The sequence below is a fragment of the Pseudomonas linyingensis genome (assembly GCF_900109175.1).
Classification (GTDB): Bacteria; Pseudomonadota; Gammaproteobacteria; order Pseudomonadales; family Pseudomonadaceae; genus Geopseudomonas; species Geopseudomonas linyingensis.
The window spans coordinates 259,101-273,872 of sequence record NZ_FNZE01000002.1 but is presented as its reverse complement, the minus strand read 5'-3'; the positions used below and the strand labels follow the sequence as shown (position 1 = coordinate 273,872).

The following is a 14,772-nucleotide window of genomic DNA, read 5'->3' as shown; positions in this document are numbered from 1 at the left end:
GACCCACCCTCAGGACTGCGGACAGGGCTGACGCGCCATCTCCGCCGCCAGCCCGTCACGGCGCTCGACGCCCTTGAGCGCCAGCAGCAACAGGGTGCCCAACACCATCATCGCCGCGGCGAAGTACAGCCCGCCGGCATAACTGCCCAGCGCCGCGGCCAGCCAGCCGGTCACCGCCGGCCCGACGATCTGCGCCGCGCCATAGGACAGGGTCATCTTGCCCATCATCTTCGCCGGTCGGGTCGGGTAGTAGCGCCCAGCCATGCACAGCACCAGGCTGACCATGCCGACGAAGGTGCCGCCGAACAGCAGCGCCCCGGCAAGAGCGCCAGCAATACCACCACTCAGCGGCAGCAGGATGCCGACCACCTGCAGGACGGCGGCGAGGATCAACGCGTTGAGTTCGCCGGTACGCCGGGCCACGAAGTCCCAGACGATGCACGCCGGCGCCGCGGCCAGGCCGATGGCGAGGAAGCTCCAGCTGCCCTTGCCGGCCAGCCCGGGCAGGTGGTCGACGATGGCGACGATGAAGGTCGCGCTGACCACGTAGCCGACCCCGGCACAGAAGTAGGCGGCCATGAACAGGCGCAGGAACAGCCTGCTCGGCGGATTGTCGCGCATCGGCTGGCCGGACGTGGTGAGCTGGCTGCGGTCCGGTTTCGGCAGCCAGGCCAGCGCCGGCACCAGCAGCAGGCAGGCCAGCGCGCTGAGCGCGAACCACTGCTCGCGCCAGTCCAGCCACTGACCCAGCAGCGCCACCACGGCCGAGCAGCCGATGATGCCCAGGCCGACCCCGGAAAAGTGGATGCCCAGCTCGCTGCGCTGGTTGTGGCGGATCAGCCAGTTGAGGATCAGCCCGGTTCCCAGCAGCATGCTCGCCGCGCTGCTCAGGCCGGCGACGAAGCGCGACACCGCCCACAGGGTGAAGTCGCTGGTCAGGCCCATGAGCAGGGTGCTGAGCACCGCCAGCACCATGCCGATGCGGTACAGGCGATCCTTGAGCACCAGGTCACTGATCAGCGAAGCGATCAGCGCACCGGATAGATAGCCGGCGTAGTTGAGCGCGGCCAGCCAGCCGCCCTCGGCCAGGCCCAGTCCGGCCTGCGCCTGCATCACCGGCAGCAGCGGGGTGTAGGCGAAGCGGGCGACGCCGAGGGCGAGGAGGAGACTGAAGATGCCCGCGCCGAGCACCTTCATGCGTTGTCCCTGTGAATTCATCGGCTGGCTTCCCGCGCAGTGGTGGAAGCCACACCTTAGAGGCCGCTGCCCGTCGCCTCAAGCGAAACCTGCGACCAACCGCCGCAGGCTGCGACTCAGACCTCGAGCAGGAAGGTCACCGGCCCGTCATTCACCAGATGCACCTGCATGTCGGCGCCGAAGCGCCCGCTGGCCACTTGGGCGTGCTGCGCACCGGCGCGCGCCAGCAGGTAGTCGAACAGCGCCGCGCCCTGCGCCGGCTTTGCTGCGCTGGAGAAGCTCGGCCGCAGGCCGCTCTTCGTATCGGCGGCGAGGGTGAACTGCGAGACCAGCAGCAGGCCGCCGTCGACGTCCTTGAGCGACAGGTTCATCTTGCCTTCGGCGTCACTGAACACCCGGTAGTTGAGCAGCTTGTGCAGCAGCTTGTCGGCGCTCGCCTCGTCGTCCTGCGGCTCGACGCCAACCAGCACCAGCAGACCCTGGTCGATGGCGCCGACCACCTCGCCGGCCACCTCCACCCGCGCGCCGCGCACCCGTTGCAGCAATGCCTTCACGCGTGGCCCTCCGGCAGGTCGAGCAGGCGTCGGGCCACCTCGCCGGTGGCGCGCACCAGCGCGTCGGTGATGCCCGGCTCGCCGGCGGCGTGGCCGGCGTCACGGATGATGTTCAGCTCGCAGTTCGGCCAGGCCTGGTGCAGCGCCCAGGCGTTGTCCAGCGGACAGACCACGTCGTAGCGGCCGTGGACGATCACCCCGGGAATGTGGGCGATCTTGTGCATGTCGCGCAGCAGCTGGTCTTCCTCGAGAAAGGCATTGTTGATGAAGTAGTGGCACTCGATGCGGGCGATCGACAGCGCGCGCTGCGGCTCGGAGAAACGCTCGACCACATGGCCGTTGGGGCGCAGGGTGGCGGTGCGCCCCTCCCAGATCGACCAGGCCTTGGCCGCGTGCATCTGCGCGATCTGGTCCGCGCCGGCGAGGCGGCGGTAGAAGGCGTCGACCAGATCGTGGCGCTCCTCCTGGGGGATCGGCGCCAGATAGTCCTCCCAGTAGTCAGGGAACAGGCGGCTGGCGCCCTCCTGGTAGAACCAGCGGATCTCCTGGGGGCGACAGAGGAAGATGCCGCGCAGGATCAGCGCGTGCACGCGCTCGGGATGGGTCTGCGCGTAGGCCAGCGACAGGGTCGAGCCCCAGGAGCCGCCGAACAGCACCCACTTGTCGATGCCCAGGTGCTCGCGGATGCGTTCCATGTCCGCCACCAGATCCCAGGTGGTGTTGCGGTCGAGACTGGCGTGCGGGGTCGAGCGGCCGCAGCCGCGCTGGTCGAAGGTGACGATGCGATAGATGGTCGGATCGAACCAGCGGCGGCTGGCCGCATCGCAGCCGGCGCCCGGCCCGCCGTGGACGAACAGCACCGGCAAGCCGTCCGGCGTGCCGCTCTCGTCGACGTACAGCTCGTGCGGATGGTCCACCGCCAGCTGGTGGCGGGCGTAGGGTTTGATCTCCGGATACAGGGTGTGCATGCAGGCCTCCGAGGCTGACACAGGACCATCCGTCCTGCCGTGGTGGAGGGGATCATAGCGAGGAATGGCGCGTTGCGGCATGCCGCGAATCATCTGTTTGCCCGGGCTCCGTACTTGCGGCGTGCAGCCCAGCGCCTATGGTGAATCCAGAGCGGTTGCGTCCGGACCGCCGCCTCGGGATCCCGATCGTGCGCATCGCCCAGCTCGTCCCCCGCGACGCCCTCGCCAGCCTGCACAGCAGCAGCGGCGGCCTGACTTCGGCCGAAGCCGAGCGCCGGCGCAACGAGTACGGTCTCAACCGCATCGAGCGGATTCGTGGCGAGCCGCTGTGGCGGCAGCTCGCCCGCGAGTTCGTGCACTTCTTCGCCCTGGTGCTGTGGCTGGCGGCGGCCATGGCGTTCTTCGCCGAATACCACGACCCCGGCCAGGGCATGGCCACCCTCGGCGCGGCCATCGTCGGCGTCATCCTCATCAACGGCAGTTTCTCCTTCTGGCAGGCCTACCGCGCCGAACGGGCGATGGCGGCGCTGACCCGCCTGCTGCCGCAGCAGGTCACCGTGCTGCGCGACGGCCGCGCCACCCGCCTGCACGCCGAGCAACTGGTGCCCGGCGACGTGGTGCTGGTGCAGGAAGGCGACAGCGTGCCGGCCGACTGCCGGCTGCTCGAGGCCGACGGCCTGCGCGTCAGCCTGGCCACCCTGACCGGCGAGTCGCTGGCACAGACACGCACGCCCGAGGCCAGCGAGGCCGCCGATCGGCTGAGCGCACCCAACCTGCTGCTGGCCGGTACCACGGCGGTAGCCGGTCATGGCCGCGCCCTGGTGTTCGCCACCGGCATGCACACCGAGTTCGGCAAAATCGCCCGTCTGACCCAGACCGGCAGCGATGGCCACTCGCCCCTGCAGCGCGAGATCATCCACCTGTCGCGCCAGCTGGCGCTGCTGGCGATGGCCATCGGCGTGCTGTTCTTCCTGCTCGGCCAGGCGCTGGGCCTGCCGCTCTGGGGCAACCTGATCTTCGCCATCGGCATCATCGTCGCCAACGTCCCCGAGGGCCTGCTGCCCAGCGTGACCCTGGCGCTGGCCATGGCCACCCAGCGCATGGCCCGGCAGAACGCGCTGATCCGCCACCTGCCGGCGGTCGAGGCGCTCGGCGCGGCCACGGTGATCTGCACCGACAAGACCGGCACCCTGACCCTCAACCACATGACCGTGCGCCAGCTGTTCGTCGCCGGCGAAGCGCTCGACCTGCCGCTGCCGAGCGACCGCCTCGAGCGCTGCCGCCCGCTGCTCGACGTCGCCCGCCACTGCCACAGCCTGCGCGAAGTCTCGGAAGGCTCGCGACTGAGCGTGCTCGGCGACCCGATGGAAGTCGCCCTGGTCGAGCTGGGCCGCCAGGCGCGCGACGACGCCGGCCACGCCACCCGCATCCACGAGTTTGCCTTCGACACCACGCGCCGGCGCATGTCCACCGTGCACGACCTGGCCGAGGGTCGCCTGCTCTACTGCAAGGGCGCCCCGGAAGTGCTGCTGCCGCTATGCAGCCAGGCGCTGACTGCCGATGGGGTGCAGCCGCTCGACGAGGCGCAGCGCGAGCGCCTGCGCCAGGCCCAGGAGGACATGGCCGCGCGCGGCCTGCGCGTGCTGGCACTGGCCTGGCGTCGGGTGGGCGGCGAGGCACTGCGCGTCGAGCTGGAAAGCGAGCTGATCCACGCCGGCCTGGTCGGCATCGAGGACCCGCCGCGCGCCGAGGTGCCGGAGGCGATCCGCCGCTGCCGCGGGGCCGGTATCCAGGTGATCATGCTCACCGGCGACCACCCGGTGACCGCCAGCGCCATCGCCCGCGAGATCGGCCTGGTGACCGGCGCGGCGCCGCGGGTGATCAGCGGCGACGACCTGCGCCACCTCTCCGAGAGCCAGCTGCAGTTCGCCCTCGACGCCCCGGAGGTGCTGTTCGCCCGGGTCACCGCCGACCAGAAGCTGCTGGTGGTCGAGGCGTTGCAGCGCAAGGGCCAAGTGGTGGCGGTCACCGGCGACGGGGTCAACGACGCGCCGGCGCTCAAGCGCGCCGACATCGGCATCGCCATGGGCATCGGCGGCACCGACGTGGCCCGCGAGGCGGCGGACATGGTGCTGCTCGACGACAACTTCGCCAGCATCGTCAAGGCGGTAGAGGAAGGCCGCGCGGTGTACGCCAACATCCGCAAGTTCCTCACCTACATCCTCAGCTCCAACATCCCAGAACTGGTGCCCTACCTGGCCTTCGTCGTGCTGCCCATCCCGCTGCCGCTGACCATCATCCAGATCCTCGCCGTCGATCTGGGCACCGACATGCTGCCGGCGCTGGCCCTCGGCGCCGAGCGGCCCGACCCACAATGCATGCAGCGCCCGCCCAGGCCACGCGCCGAGCGCCTGCTGTCCTGGCCGCTGCTGGCGCGCGCCTACCTGTTCCTCGGCCCGCTAGAGGCGCTGGCCGGCATGAGCCTGTTCTTCCTGGTGCTGGCCTGGGGCGGGTGGGAGTACGGCACGCCGCTGCCACGCCTCGACCCGCTGTACCTGCAGGCCACCGGCGCCTGCCTGGCCGCCATCGTGGTGATGCAGGTGGCCAACCTGCTGGCCTGCCGCAGCCCCACCGAGTCGCTGCTGAAGAGCGGCGTGGACGGCAATCCGTTGGGCGGCAACCCGCTGCTGCTGTGGGGCATCGCCTGCGAACTGCTGCTGATCGCCGCGATCATCTATACGCCGCTCGGCCAGTCCCTGTTCGGCACCGCCGCCCTGCCGGCCGAGGCCTGGCTGGCGATGCTGCCGTTCGCCCTGGGCCTGCTGCTGCTCGAGGAGGCGCGCAAGGGCTGGATGCGCCGGCGCCGCAGACGCGACGCGGCGCCCGTGGCAGACGGCGGCTGAGCGGCGTGCTCAGGCACCCGCCGGGGCAAAGCTGTCCGCCTGCGCCATGCGCCACATGCGCGCGTAGAACTCGCCCTCGATCTGCCCGCCGAGCAGCTCGCCGGGCTTGAGATAGACGTGCCTCTGCGAGAACAGGCTGAGCTCGCTGGGCGACACGCGCAGGGCCAGATGGCGCGGCTCTAGTCGGGAGGGATGCTCGAGGCCGGCGGCGGCGATCATCTCGGCCAGCGCCTTGAGGGTGTTGCGGTGGAAGCTGTGCACCCGCGCCGCCTTGTCCGTCACCACCAGGGCGCGCTGGCGCAGCGGGTCCTGGGTGGCCACCCCGGTCGGGCACTTGTTGGTATGGCATGACTGCGACTGGATACAGCCGATGGCGAACATGAAGCCGCGCGCCGAGTTGGCCCAGTCGGCGCCGATGGCCAGCACGCTGGCGATGTCGAAGGCGCTGACGATCTTGCCGCTGGCGCCGATGCGGATCTTGTCGCGCAGGTTCAGACCGACCAGGGTGTTGTGCACGAACAGCAGGCCCTCGCGCAGAGGCACGCCGATGTGGTCGGTGAATTCCACCGGCGCCGCGCCGGTGCCGCCCTCCTTGCCGTCGACCACGATGAAGTCGGGGAGGATGCCGGTCCTGAGCATCGCCTTGGCGATGGCCATGAACTCCCACGGGTGGCCCAGGCAGAACTTGAAGCCGACCGGCTTGCCGCCGGACAGCTCGCGCAGGCGGGCGAGGAATTCGAGCAGCTCCACCGGGGTGGCGAACTCGCTGTGCCGCGCCGGCGAGATGCAGTCCTCGCCCAGCGGCACGCCGCGGGTGGCGGCGATCTCGGGCGTCACCTTGTGGCGGGGCAGGATGCCGCCATGGCCCGGCTTGGCGCCCTGGCTGAGCTTGACCTCGATCATCTTCACCTGCGGGTCGTTGGCCTGCACGGCGAAGCGCTGCGGGTCGAAGCGGCCGTCCGCCGTGCGGCAGCCGAAATAGCCGCTGCCCAGCTCCCAGATCAGATCGCCGCGGTGCTCGCGATGGTAGGCGCTGATGCTGCCCTCGCCGGTGTCGTGGGCGAAGCCGCCGAGCGCCGCGCCCTGGTTCAGCGCGCGGATGGCGTTGGCGCTCAGCGAGCCGAAACTCATCGCCGAGATGTTGAAGATCGACGCCGAGTACGGCTGGCGGCACTGCGGGCCGCCGATGTCGACGCGGAAGGTCGCCGGATCGGCATGCGCGGCCGGCAGCATGGAGTGGCCGATGAACTCGAAGCCGGTCGCACCAACGTCGCTGAGGGTGCCGAACGGCTTGTCGGCGCCCTCGTTCTTGGCCCGCGCGTAGACCAGCGAGCGCTGCGCGCGGGAGAATGGCAGGCGCTCGTTGTCGCCCTCCAGCAGGTACTGGCGGATCTCCGGGCGCACGAACTCCACCAGGTAGCGGATGTTGCCGAGGATCGGGTAGTTGCGCCGCACCGCGTGGCGGCTCTGGCGCAGGTCATTGACCCCGATGAGGCTCAGCGCCCCGCACAGCAGGGTCAGCGGCCAGAGCTCGGCCAGCCACGGCAGGCTGACCAGGGTGAGCAGCACGCAGGCGGCGAAGAAGGCGTAACGGCTGAGCAGCGACAGGTTCATCCACATGGCTCCGGGCATCTCCTCACGGGTCGGCCGGCCACTCTACCCGAGCCGCGCGGCGCCGGCATTGACCCAGCGCCGCAACCGAAGAGGCCTGTGCCTCAGGCGCAGCCCGGCCGGCCGTGGGCGTAGGAGCGGCTCGGATCAACCAGCGCATCGAACTCGCCGAGCGCGGTCGAACCGATCAGCAGCGGGAAGTCGAAGGCGCTGCGATCGGTGAGGTTGACCTCGATGTGCTGCACGCTGTCGCCCAGGCACACCGGCATCTCGATCACCGGGCGGGCGGTGTAGGCCGCGGTATCGCCGGGCGTCATGTCGCCGGCGCGGCGCTTGATCTGGCTGATGCGCACCAGCGGGCGCACCAGGGTGCGCGGCTCGTGGCCGTCGGCGGCCAGCTGGAAGCGCACCCAGCGTGCGCCGTCGCGCTTGAAGGTCTCGATATTGCGGGCACTCAGCGAGGCGGTGACGGCGCCGGTGTCCAGCTTGGCCGGCAACGTCAGGTCCAGTTCGGGGAGCAGGGCTTTCTCGTGCAGGCCGTAGACCTGCTTGGTGTCGGCCATGGCCTGGGCCGCCAGCAGCGACAGGCCGGAGAACAGGGCGATCAGGGAAGCTTTCATGAGGGGAACAGCGTCTCTTCGTTTACAGCGGCCGGCAGCGCCTGGCACACGGGCCAGAACTCACACCGGCAGGGGTGAAAGAAGCCCCCGGAAGCATCCGGGGACGGGCAGGATAGCCACCCCCCGCCGGCGCGGCCAGCCCGGCGCGACGCATGACACCTTCCCCGACGAACGTCCCCCACGGCAACCCTCAGTCCAGCGGCAGCTCGGTGGTGCGCTTCACCTCGCTCATGGTGATGTGCGAGTGAGCCTCCTGCACCAGCGGGTTCTGCAGCAGGTGGTCGCGCAGGAAGCGCTCGTAGCCGGCGATGTCGCGGGCCACCACCTTGAGCAGGTAGTCGGATGAACCCGCCATGGTGTAGCACTCCAGCACCTCCGGATAGCCGACCACGTCCGCCTCGAAGGCTTCCAGATTGCGCCGCCCGTGCGCCGACAGCTTGATGCTGACGAACACCACCATGGCCAGGCCGAGCTTGCGGCGATCGAGCAGGGCGACCTTGCGCTCGATCAGCCCCTCCTCCTGCAGGCGATGGATGCGCCGCCAGCACGGCGACTGCGACAGCTCGACCTTCTCGGCGATCTCCGCCGCCGACAGGTCGGCGTCGTGCTGCAGCAGGCGGAGAATCCGCCGGTCGAGGGGGCTCAGCGGGGTTTGCATGATTTTTTCTCTTTTGGATTTCTTATGGAAAAATTCATGCGAATTATGGCGGCCGGAGCGGAAAAATAGAAAGAAAATGCCGTCACGCCTGCCGCATATTCTTGTCCACACTGTCTGCCGCGGCGATCCCGCGGACAGGCCGACCGCGGCGCCCACCGGCGCCGCTTCGCTCGCCATAAGAATAAAAGGAGCGCCCCATGTCTCTGGCCGAGATCCGTCTGGACGACAAGTACCGCCTTGCCACCGGTCACCTCTACCTGACCGGCACCCAGGCGCTGACCCGCCTGCCGATGCTGCAGAAGCAGCGCGACGCCGCCCACGGTCTGAATACCGCCTGCTTCATCTCCGGTTACCGCGGCTCGCCGCTGGGCAACCTCGACAAGAGCCTGTGGGAAGCCAAGCAGTACCTCAGGGACAACCACATCCACTTCCAGCCCGGCGTCAACGAGGAGCTGGCCGCCACCGCAGTGTGGGGCAGCCAGCAGACCAGCCTGTTCCCCGGCGCGCGCTACGACGGCGTGTTCGCCATGTGGTACGGCAAGGGCCCGGGCGTGGATCGCTGCGGCGACGTGTTCAAGCACGGCAACTCGGCCGGCGTCTCCCCGCACGGCGGCGTGCTGCTGCTGGCCGGCGACGACCACGGCTGCAAGTCCTCGAGCATCGCCCACCAGAGCGAGCACGCCTTCATCGCCGCCTCGATCCCGGTGCTCAATCCGGCCAACGTCCAGGAAATCCTCGACTACGGCATCCTCGGCTGGGAGCTGTCGCGCTACAGCGGCTGCTGGGTGGCGCTGAAGACCATCGCCGAGAACGTCGATTCCTCCGCGGTGGTCGAGGTCGACCCGCTGCGCGTCGAGGTCAAGCTCCCCGAGGACTTCGTCCTGCCGGAAGATGGCGTGCACATCCGCTGGCCCGACCCGCCGCTGGTGCAGGAAAAGCGCCTCAACACCTACAAGATCTACGCCGCGCGCGCCTTCGCCCGCGCCAACAACCTCAACCAGGTGATGCTCGACTCGCCAAACCCGCGCCTGGGCATCATCACCACCGGCAAGTCGTATCTGGACGTGCGCCAGGCCCTCGACGACCTCGGCCTCGACGAGGCGCTGTGCGCCAAGGTCGGCCTGCGCGTGCTCAAGGTCGGCATGAGCTGGCCGCTGGAGCCGGTGTCGGTGCACGCCTTCGCCGAGGGCCTCGACGAGATCCTGGTGGTCGAGGAGAAACGCAGCATCCTCGAGGACCAGCTCACCGGCCAGCTGTACAACTGGCCGGTGGACAAGCGTCCGCGGGTGGTCGGCGAGTTCGACGAGCAGGGCGCCTCCCTGCTGCCCAACCTGGCCGAGCTGACCCCGGCGATGATCGCCCGGGTGATCGCCAAACGCCTGGCGCCGATCTACTCCAGCGCCAGCATCGACGAGCGCCTGGCCTTCCTCGCCGCCAAGGAAGCCGCGCTGGCCGCGCCCAAGCACCACACCGCGCGCACCCCGCACTTCTGCTCCGGCTGTCCGCACAACAGCTCGACCAAGTTGCCCGAGGGCAGCCGCGCCCTCGGCGGCATCGGCTGCCACTACATGACCCAGTGGATGGACCGCAATACCGACACCTTCACCCAGATGGGCGGCGAAGGCGCCACCTGGATCGGCCAGGCGCCGTTCACCGACACTCCGCACGTGTTCCAGAACCTCGGCGACGGCACCTACTTCCACTCCGGCCAGCTGGCCCTGCGCGCCGCGGTCGCTGCCGGGGTCAACATCACCTACAAGATCCTCTACAACGACGCGGTGGCGATGACCGGCGGCCAGCCGATCGACGGCGAACTGCGCATCGACCAGCTCAGCCAGCAGGTGTTCGCCGAGGGTGTGAAGCGCATCGCCCTGGTCAGCGACGAGCCGGACAAGTACCCGAGCCGCGCCGGCTTCGCGCCCAACGTCAGCTTCCACCACCGCCGCGAGCTGGACGCCGTGCAGCGCGAGCTGCGCGAATTCAAGGGCGTATCGGTGATCCTCTACGACCAGACCTGCGCCACCGAGAAGCGCCGCCGGCGCAAGCGCGGCAAGCTGGTCGACCCGCAGAAGCGCGCCTTCATCAACCCGGCGGTGTGCGAGGGCTGCGGCGACTGCAGCGTGAAGTCCAACTGCCTGTCGGTGCTGCCACTGGAGACCGAACTGGGGCGCAAGCGGCAGATCGACCAGAACGCCTGCAACAAGGACTTCAGCTGCGTCGAGGGCTTCTGCCCGAGCTTCGTCACCGTGCACGGCGGCGAGCTGCGCCAGCCCGAGGCCCAAGGCCGCAACGCCGCCTTCGCCGAACTGCCGGAGCCGCAGCAGCCGGATCTCGCGCGGCCGTGGAATATCCTCCTGCCCGGTGTCGGCGGCAGCGGCGTGACCACCGTCGGCGCCCTGCTCGGCATGGCCGCGCATCTGGAGGGCAAGGGCTGCACGGTGCTCGACCAGGCGGGCCTGGCGCAGAAGTTCGGCCCGGTGATCAGCCACATCCGCATTGCCGCCAAACAGGACGACATCTACGCGGTGCGCATCGCCGCCGGCGAGACCGACCTGCTGCTCGGCTGCGACCTGGTGGTGGCCGCCAGCGAGGAAGCGCTGGCCAAGCTGAACGACAAGATCGCCCATGCGGTGATCAACAGCCATGAGGCGGCCACCGCCGAATTCACCCGCAATCCGGACGCCGAGGTGCCGGGGCAGGCGATGCACGAGGCGCTGGTCGAGGCGGTCGGCGCGGCCAAGACCCATTTCGTCGACGCCACCCGCCTGGCCACCGCACTGCTCGGCGACAGCATCGCCAGCAATCTGTTCATGCTCGGCTTCGCCTGGCAGAAGGGCCTGGTGCCAGTGTCCGCCGAGGCCATCGCCAAGGCCATCGAGCTCAACGGCGTGGCGGTGGCACTCAACCAGCAGGCCTTCCTGTGGGGGCGCCGCGCCGCCTTCGATCTGGCCGCGGTGGAAAAGCTGGCCGCGCCCAAGGTCGCCGAGGCGCCGCGCAGCCAGACCCTCGACGAGCTGGTTGCCGACCGCGTGGCGCGCCTGACCGCCTACCAGGACGCCGCCTACGCGCAGCGCTACCGCGCGCTGGTCGAGCGGGTGCGCCAGGCCGACCGCGATCCGGCGCAGCGCCTCAGCCAGGCGGTGGCGCGCAGCTACTTCAAGCTCATGGCCTACAAGGACGAGTACGAGGTGGCCCGGCTGTACAGCGACGGCGAGTTCCAGCGCCAGCTCGAGGCGCAGTTCCAGGGCGACTACCGCCTGCAGTTCCACCTGGCGCCGTCCTGGCTGTGCAAGACCGATCCCACCACCGGCGAGCCGCGCAAGCGCGAATTCGGCCCGTGGCTGCTCAAGGCCTTCGCCGTGCTGGCGCGCGGCAAGTTCCTGCGCGGCAGCGTCCTCGATCCGTTCGGCCACAGCGCCGAGCGGCGTCTGGAGCGCGCGCTGATCGGCGAGTACGAGCAGGACGTCGCCCTGCTGCTCGGCGCCCTAAGCCCCGGCAACTACGCCAGCGCCGTGGCGCTGGCCGAACTGCCCGGAGAGCTCCGCGGCTACGGTCACGTCAAGGAGCGCGCGCTGGCCAAGGTGCGCGAGCAGGCCGCGGCGCTGCGCGAGCGGCTGTGCGCCCGGACGATCCCGGTGGTGCAGCTGTGCGAGCCGGCCGTCTGACCTTTCCCTCTGCCCAGCCCCTCGCCGCCGCACGGCAGAGGGGCGAACCCCAACAACAAGAAACCCGAGGTGCCCCGATGTCCGTGTTTTCCCACTGCGAGTTCGACCAGCACGAGAAGGTCGTCTTCGGCCACGACCAGGCCAGCGGCCTCAAGGCCATCATCGCCATCCACGACACCACCCTGGGTCCGGCCCTCGGCGGCTGCCGCATGTGGTCCTACGCCAGCGACGAGGAAGCGCTGCGCGACGTGCTGCGCCTGTCGCGCGGCATGACCTACAAGTCGGCGCTGGCCAACCTGCCACTGGGCGGCGGCAAGGCGGTGATCATCGGCGACCCGCACCGCGGCAAGAGCGCGGCGCTGTTCGAAGCGATGGGCGCGCTGATCGACAGCCTCGGCGGGCGCTACATCAGCGCCGCCGACTCCGGCACCGGGGTGGCCGAGATGCAGCTGATGGCCCGGCGCACCCGCCACGTGGCCGGCGCCGAGGCGCGCGAAGGCTTCAACGGCGATCCGTCGCCGTCCACCGCCTACGGGGTGTTCGTCGGCCTGCAGGCCGCGGTGCGCCACCGCCTCGGCCGCGACGACATCAGGGGTCTGAAGGTAGCGATCCAGGGCGTCGGCCAGGTCGGCCTCGGCCTCGCCCGCCACCTGCACGCGGCCGGCGCCGAGCTGTTCGTCACCGACATCGTCGATGCCAACGTACAGCGCGCGGTCAGCGAGCTGGGCGCCCACGCCGTGCGCCAGCAGGACATCTACGGACTCGACGTCGACGTGTTCGCCCCCTGCGCCCTCGGCGCGATCATCAACCGGGACAGCCTCGAGGCGCTGCGCGCGCCGGTGATCGCCGGCGCCGCCAACAACCAGCTGGCCAGCCCGGAACTGGGCGAGGAACTGCGCCAGCGCGGCTGCCTGTACGCACCGGACTACGCGATCAACGCCGGCGGCATCATCGACGTCGCCCTGCAGCGCGGCGACGCCACGCCCGCCCAGCTCAGGGCGCACCTCGACGGCATCAGCGCGACCCTCGCGGAGATCTTCGCCCGCGCCGACGCCGAGGGCGCCACCACCACCAGCATTGCCGACCGCCTGGCGCGCGAGCGCCTGCAGGCCGGCCGCTGATCCACCGGGGGCGCTCGCCCGCCCCCTCCTGCTGACCTACTACAACAACAATGAGGGCAAGCCCCATGAGTCAAGAGAGCATCGCCGCCGGCGCCATCGCCGGCTCCACCCGCAGCGCGGCCGGTCGCGGCCTGTGGTCGTCGCGCTGGGTATTCTTCCTCGCCGCCACCGGTTCGGCGGTCGGTCTGGGCAACATCTGGAAGTTTCCCTACATCACCGGGCAGAACGGCGGCGGCGCCTTCGTGCTGGTCTACCTGGCCTGCATCCTGGCCATCGGCATCCCGCTGCTGATGGCCGAGTTCATGATCGGACGGCGCGGCCGCGCCAACCCCGAGGGCGCCATCGCCGCGGTGGCCCGCGAGGCCGGCGCCAGCCGGCACTGGCGGCGCCTCGGCAGCATGGCGGTGCTCACCGGCTTCCTGATCCTCAGCTTCTATGCGGTGATCGCCGGCTGGACGCTGGCCTACACCCCCGCGGCGCTGAGCGGCAGCTTCGCCGGCCTGAATGGCGAGAGCAGCGGCGCGCTGTTCAACACCCTGCTCGCCGATCCGTGGAAGCTGACCGCCTACGGCAGTCTGGTGCTGCTGGTGACCCTGGGCATCGTCGCTTTCGGCGTGCGCGACGGGCTGGAGCGCGCGCTGCGCTTCATGATGCCGGGGCTGTTCATCCTGCTGCTGGTGATGGTCGGCTACGCCGCCACCACCGGGCACTTCATGCAGGCGGTGGAATTCCTGTTCGCCCCCGACTTCAGCAAGCTCACCGGCAAGGGCGTGCTGATGGCCCTCGGCCATGCCTTCTTCACTCTCAGCCTGGCCAGCGGCGCGATGATGGCCTACGGCTCCTACCTGCCTGCCGGCACCTCGATCGTGCGCACCTCGCTGATGGTCGCGCTGGCCGACACCGCGGTGGCCCTGCTCGCCGGCCTGGCGATCTTCCCGCTGGTGTTCGCCAACGGCCTGGAGCCGGGTTCCGGCCCGGGGCTGATCTTCGTCACTCTGCCGATCGCCTTCGGCCAGATGCCGCTGGGCGCGCTGGTCGGCGGCCTGTTCTTCATCATGCTGGCGCTAGCCGCGCTGACCTCGACCATCTCGCTGATCGAGCCGGCCATCGCCTGGCTGGGCGAGCGCTTCGGCATGAGCCGGGTCAAGGCGGTGCTGCTCAGCGGCGCGACGGTGTGGGTGCTGAGCCTCGGCTCGGTGCTGTCGTTCAACGCCTGGAGCGAGGTCACCCTGTTCGGCAAGACCTTCTTCGACGGCCTGGACTTCCTGACCAGCAACCTGATGATGCCGCTCGGCGGCCTGCTCACCGTGCTGTTCACCGGCTGGGCGCTGCAGCGCGCCATCGCCGCGCAGGCCCTCGGCCTCGAGCAGAACGGCGGCTTCGGCCTGTGGTGGCTGGCGATTCGCTGGATCACCCCGCTGGCGATTGCGCTGATGTTTCTGCACAGCCTCGGCCTGTTCTGAGAACCGGCTGAC

At 69.9% G+C, this 14,772-nt stretch carries 10 protein-coding genes; 4 read left to right on the top strand and 6 right to left on the bottom strand.

Going from position 1 to position 14,772, the window contains the following annotated elements; translation table 11 throughout:
- Nucleotides 1-9 precede the first annotated feature (9 nt).
- From BMZ19_RS03675 to pip, 3 genes are all read right to left on the bottom strand, one after another.
- Nucleotides 10-1,218 carry a YbfB/YjiJ family MFS transporter gene (locus tag BMZ19_RS03675; protein WP_090307003.1) on the bottom strand — a complete coding sequence of 403 codons (1,209 nt, stop codon included), beginning with the start codon at nucleotides 1,216-1,218 and terminating at the stop codon, nucleotides 10-12.
- A gap of 95 nt (nucleotides 1,219-1,313) precedes the next feature.
- Nucleotides 1,314-1,751: a D-aminoacyl-tRNA deacylase gene (gene dtd / locus BMZ19_RS03670; RefSeq protein ID WP_090307001.1), complete on the bottom strand. Its 438-nt coding sequence runs from the start codon at nucleotides 1,749-1,751 to the stop codon at nucleotides 1,314-1,316.
- Nucleotides 1,748-2,719: a prolyl aminopeptidase gene (pip, locus tag BMZ19_RS03665; RefSeq protein ID WP_090306999.1), complete on the bottom strand. Its 972-nt coding sequence runs from the start codon at nucleotides 2,717-2,719 to the stop codon at nucleotides 1,748-1,750. The genes dtd and pip overlap by 4 nt, the downstream gene beginning before the upstream one ends.
- Nucleotides 2,720-2,907: 188 nt before the next feature.
- On the opposite strand from pip, the gene BMZ19_RS03660 reads away from it, so the two are divergent.
- A complete protein-coding gene (locus BMZ19_RS03660) occupies nucleotides 2,908-5,622 on the top strand; it encodes a cation-translocating P-type ATPase (protein WP_212633196.1) in 2,715 nt (904 codons plus the stop codon).
- Between the two features lie 9 nt (nucleotides 5,623-5,631).
- Here BMZ19_RS03660 and BMZ19_RS03655 read toward each other — a convergent pair whose 3' ends face one another.
- The 3 genes from BMZ19_RS03655 to BMZ19_RS03645 all read right to left on the bottom strand — a co-directional run bounded on the left by BMZ19_RS03655 (nucleotide 5,632) and on the right by BMZ19_RS03645 (nucleotide 8,511).
- Nucleotides 5,632-7,236 carry an FMN-binding glutamate synthase family protein gene (locus BMZ19_RS03655; RefSeq protein ID WP_090307359.1) on the bottom strand — a complete coding sequence of 535 codons (1,605 nt, stop codon included), beginning with the start codon at nucleotides 7,234-7,236 and terminating at the stop codon, nucleotides 5,632-5,634.
- A gap of 101 nt (nucleotides 7,237-7,337) precedes the next feature.
- Entirely contained in the window at nucleotides 7,338-7,853 is a 516-nt protein-coding gene (locus BMZ19_RS03650) for an ATP-dependent zinc protease family protein (RefSeq protein ID WP_090306993.1), read from the bottom strand.
- 190 nt (nucleotides 7,854-8,043) lie between these two features.
- The gene (locus BMZ19_RS03645) at nucleotides 8,044-8,511 is read right to left on the bottom strand and encodes an Lrp/AsnC family transcriptional regulator (protein WP_090306989.1); all 468 of its coding nucleotides are present in this window, start codon (nucleotides 8,509-8,511) and stop codon (nucleotides 8,044-8,046) included.
- A 197-nt stretch (nucleotides 8,512-8,708) separates the two neighbouring features.
- On the opposite strand from BMZ19_RS03645, the gene BMZ19_RS03640 reads away from it, so the two are divergent.
- The 3 genes from BMZ19_RS03640 to BMZ19_RS03630 all read left to right on the top strand — a co-directional run bounded on the left by BMZ19_RS03640 (nucleotide 8,709) and on the right by BMZ19_RS03630 (nucleotide 14,760).
- Nucleotides 8,709-12,176: an indolepyruvate ferredoxin oxidoreductase family protein gene (locus tag BMZ19_RS03640; protein ID WP_090306987.1), complete on the top strand. Its 3,468-nt coding sequence runs from the start codon at nucleotides 8,709-8,711 to the stop codon at nucleotides 12,174-12,176.
- A 77-nt stretch (nucleotides 12,177-12,253) separates the two neighbouring features.
- Nucleotides 12,254-13,297, top strand: a complete 1,044-nt coding sequence (locus BMZ19_RS03635; protein WP_090306984.1) for a Glu/Leu/Phe/Val family dehydrogenase — start codon at nucleotides 12,254-12,256, stop codon at nucleotides 13,295-13,297.
- 65 nt (nucleotides 13,298-13,362) lie between these two features.
- Entirely contained in the window at nucleotides 13,363-14,760 is a 1,398-nt protein-coding gene (locus BMZ19_RS03630; RefSeq protein ID WP_090306982.1) for a sodium-dependent transporter, read from the top strand.
- Nucleotides 14,761-14,772 lie beyond the last annotated feature (12 nt).

Excerpts from the sequence above, each read along its gene's own strand:
- BMZ19_RS03635 (WP_090306984.1), top strand. The coding sequence starts at position 12,254 with ATGTCCGTGTTTTCCCACTGCGAGTTCGACCAGCACGAGAAGGTCGTC.
- BMZ19_RS03630 (WP_090306982.1), top strand. The coding sequence starts at position 13,363 with ATGAGTCAAGAGAGCATCGCCGCCGGCGCCATCGCCGGCTCCACCCGC.
- BMZ19_RS03655 (WP_090307359.1), bottom strand. The coding sequence starts at position 7,236 with ATGAACCTGTCGCTGCTCAGCCGTTACGCCTTCTTCGCCGCCTGCGTG.
- BMZ19_RS03640 (WP_090306987.1), top strand. The coding sequence starts at position 8,709 with ATGTCTCTGGCCGAGATCCGTCTGGACGACAAGTACCGCCTTGCCACC.
- BMZ19_RS03645 (WP_090306989.1), bottom strand. The coding sequence starts at position 8,511 with ATGCAAACCCCGCTGAGCCCCCTCGACCGGCGGATTCTCCGCCTGCTG.
- BMZ19_RS03675 (WP_090307003.1), bottom strand. The coding sequence starts at position 1,218 with ATGAATTCACAGGGACAACGCATGAAGGTGCTCGGCGCGGGCATCTTC.
- BMZ19_RS03650 (WP_090306993.1), bottom strand. The coding sequence starts at position 7,853 with ATGAAAGCTTCCCTGATCGCCCTGTTCTCCGGCCTGTCGCTGCTGGCG.
- pip (WP_090306999.1), bottom strand. The coding sequence starts at position 2,719 with ATGCACACCCTGTATCCGGAGATCAAACCCTACGCCCGCCACCAGCTG.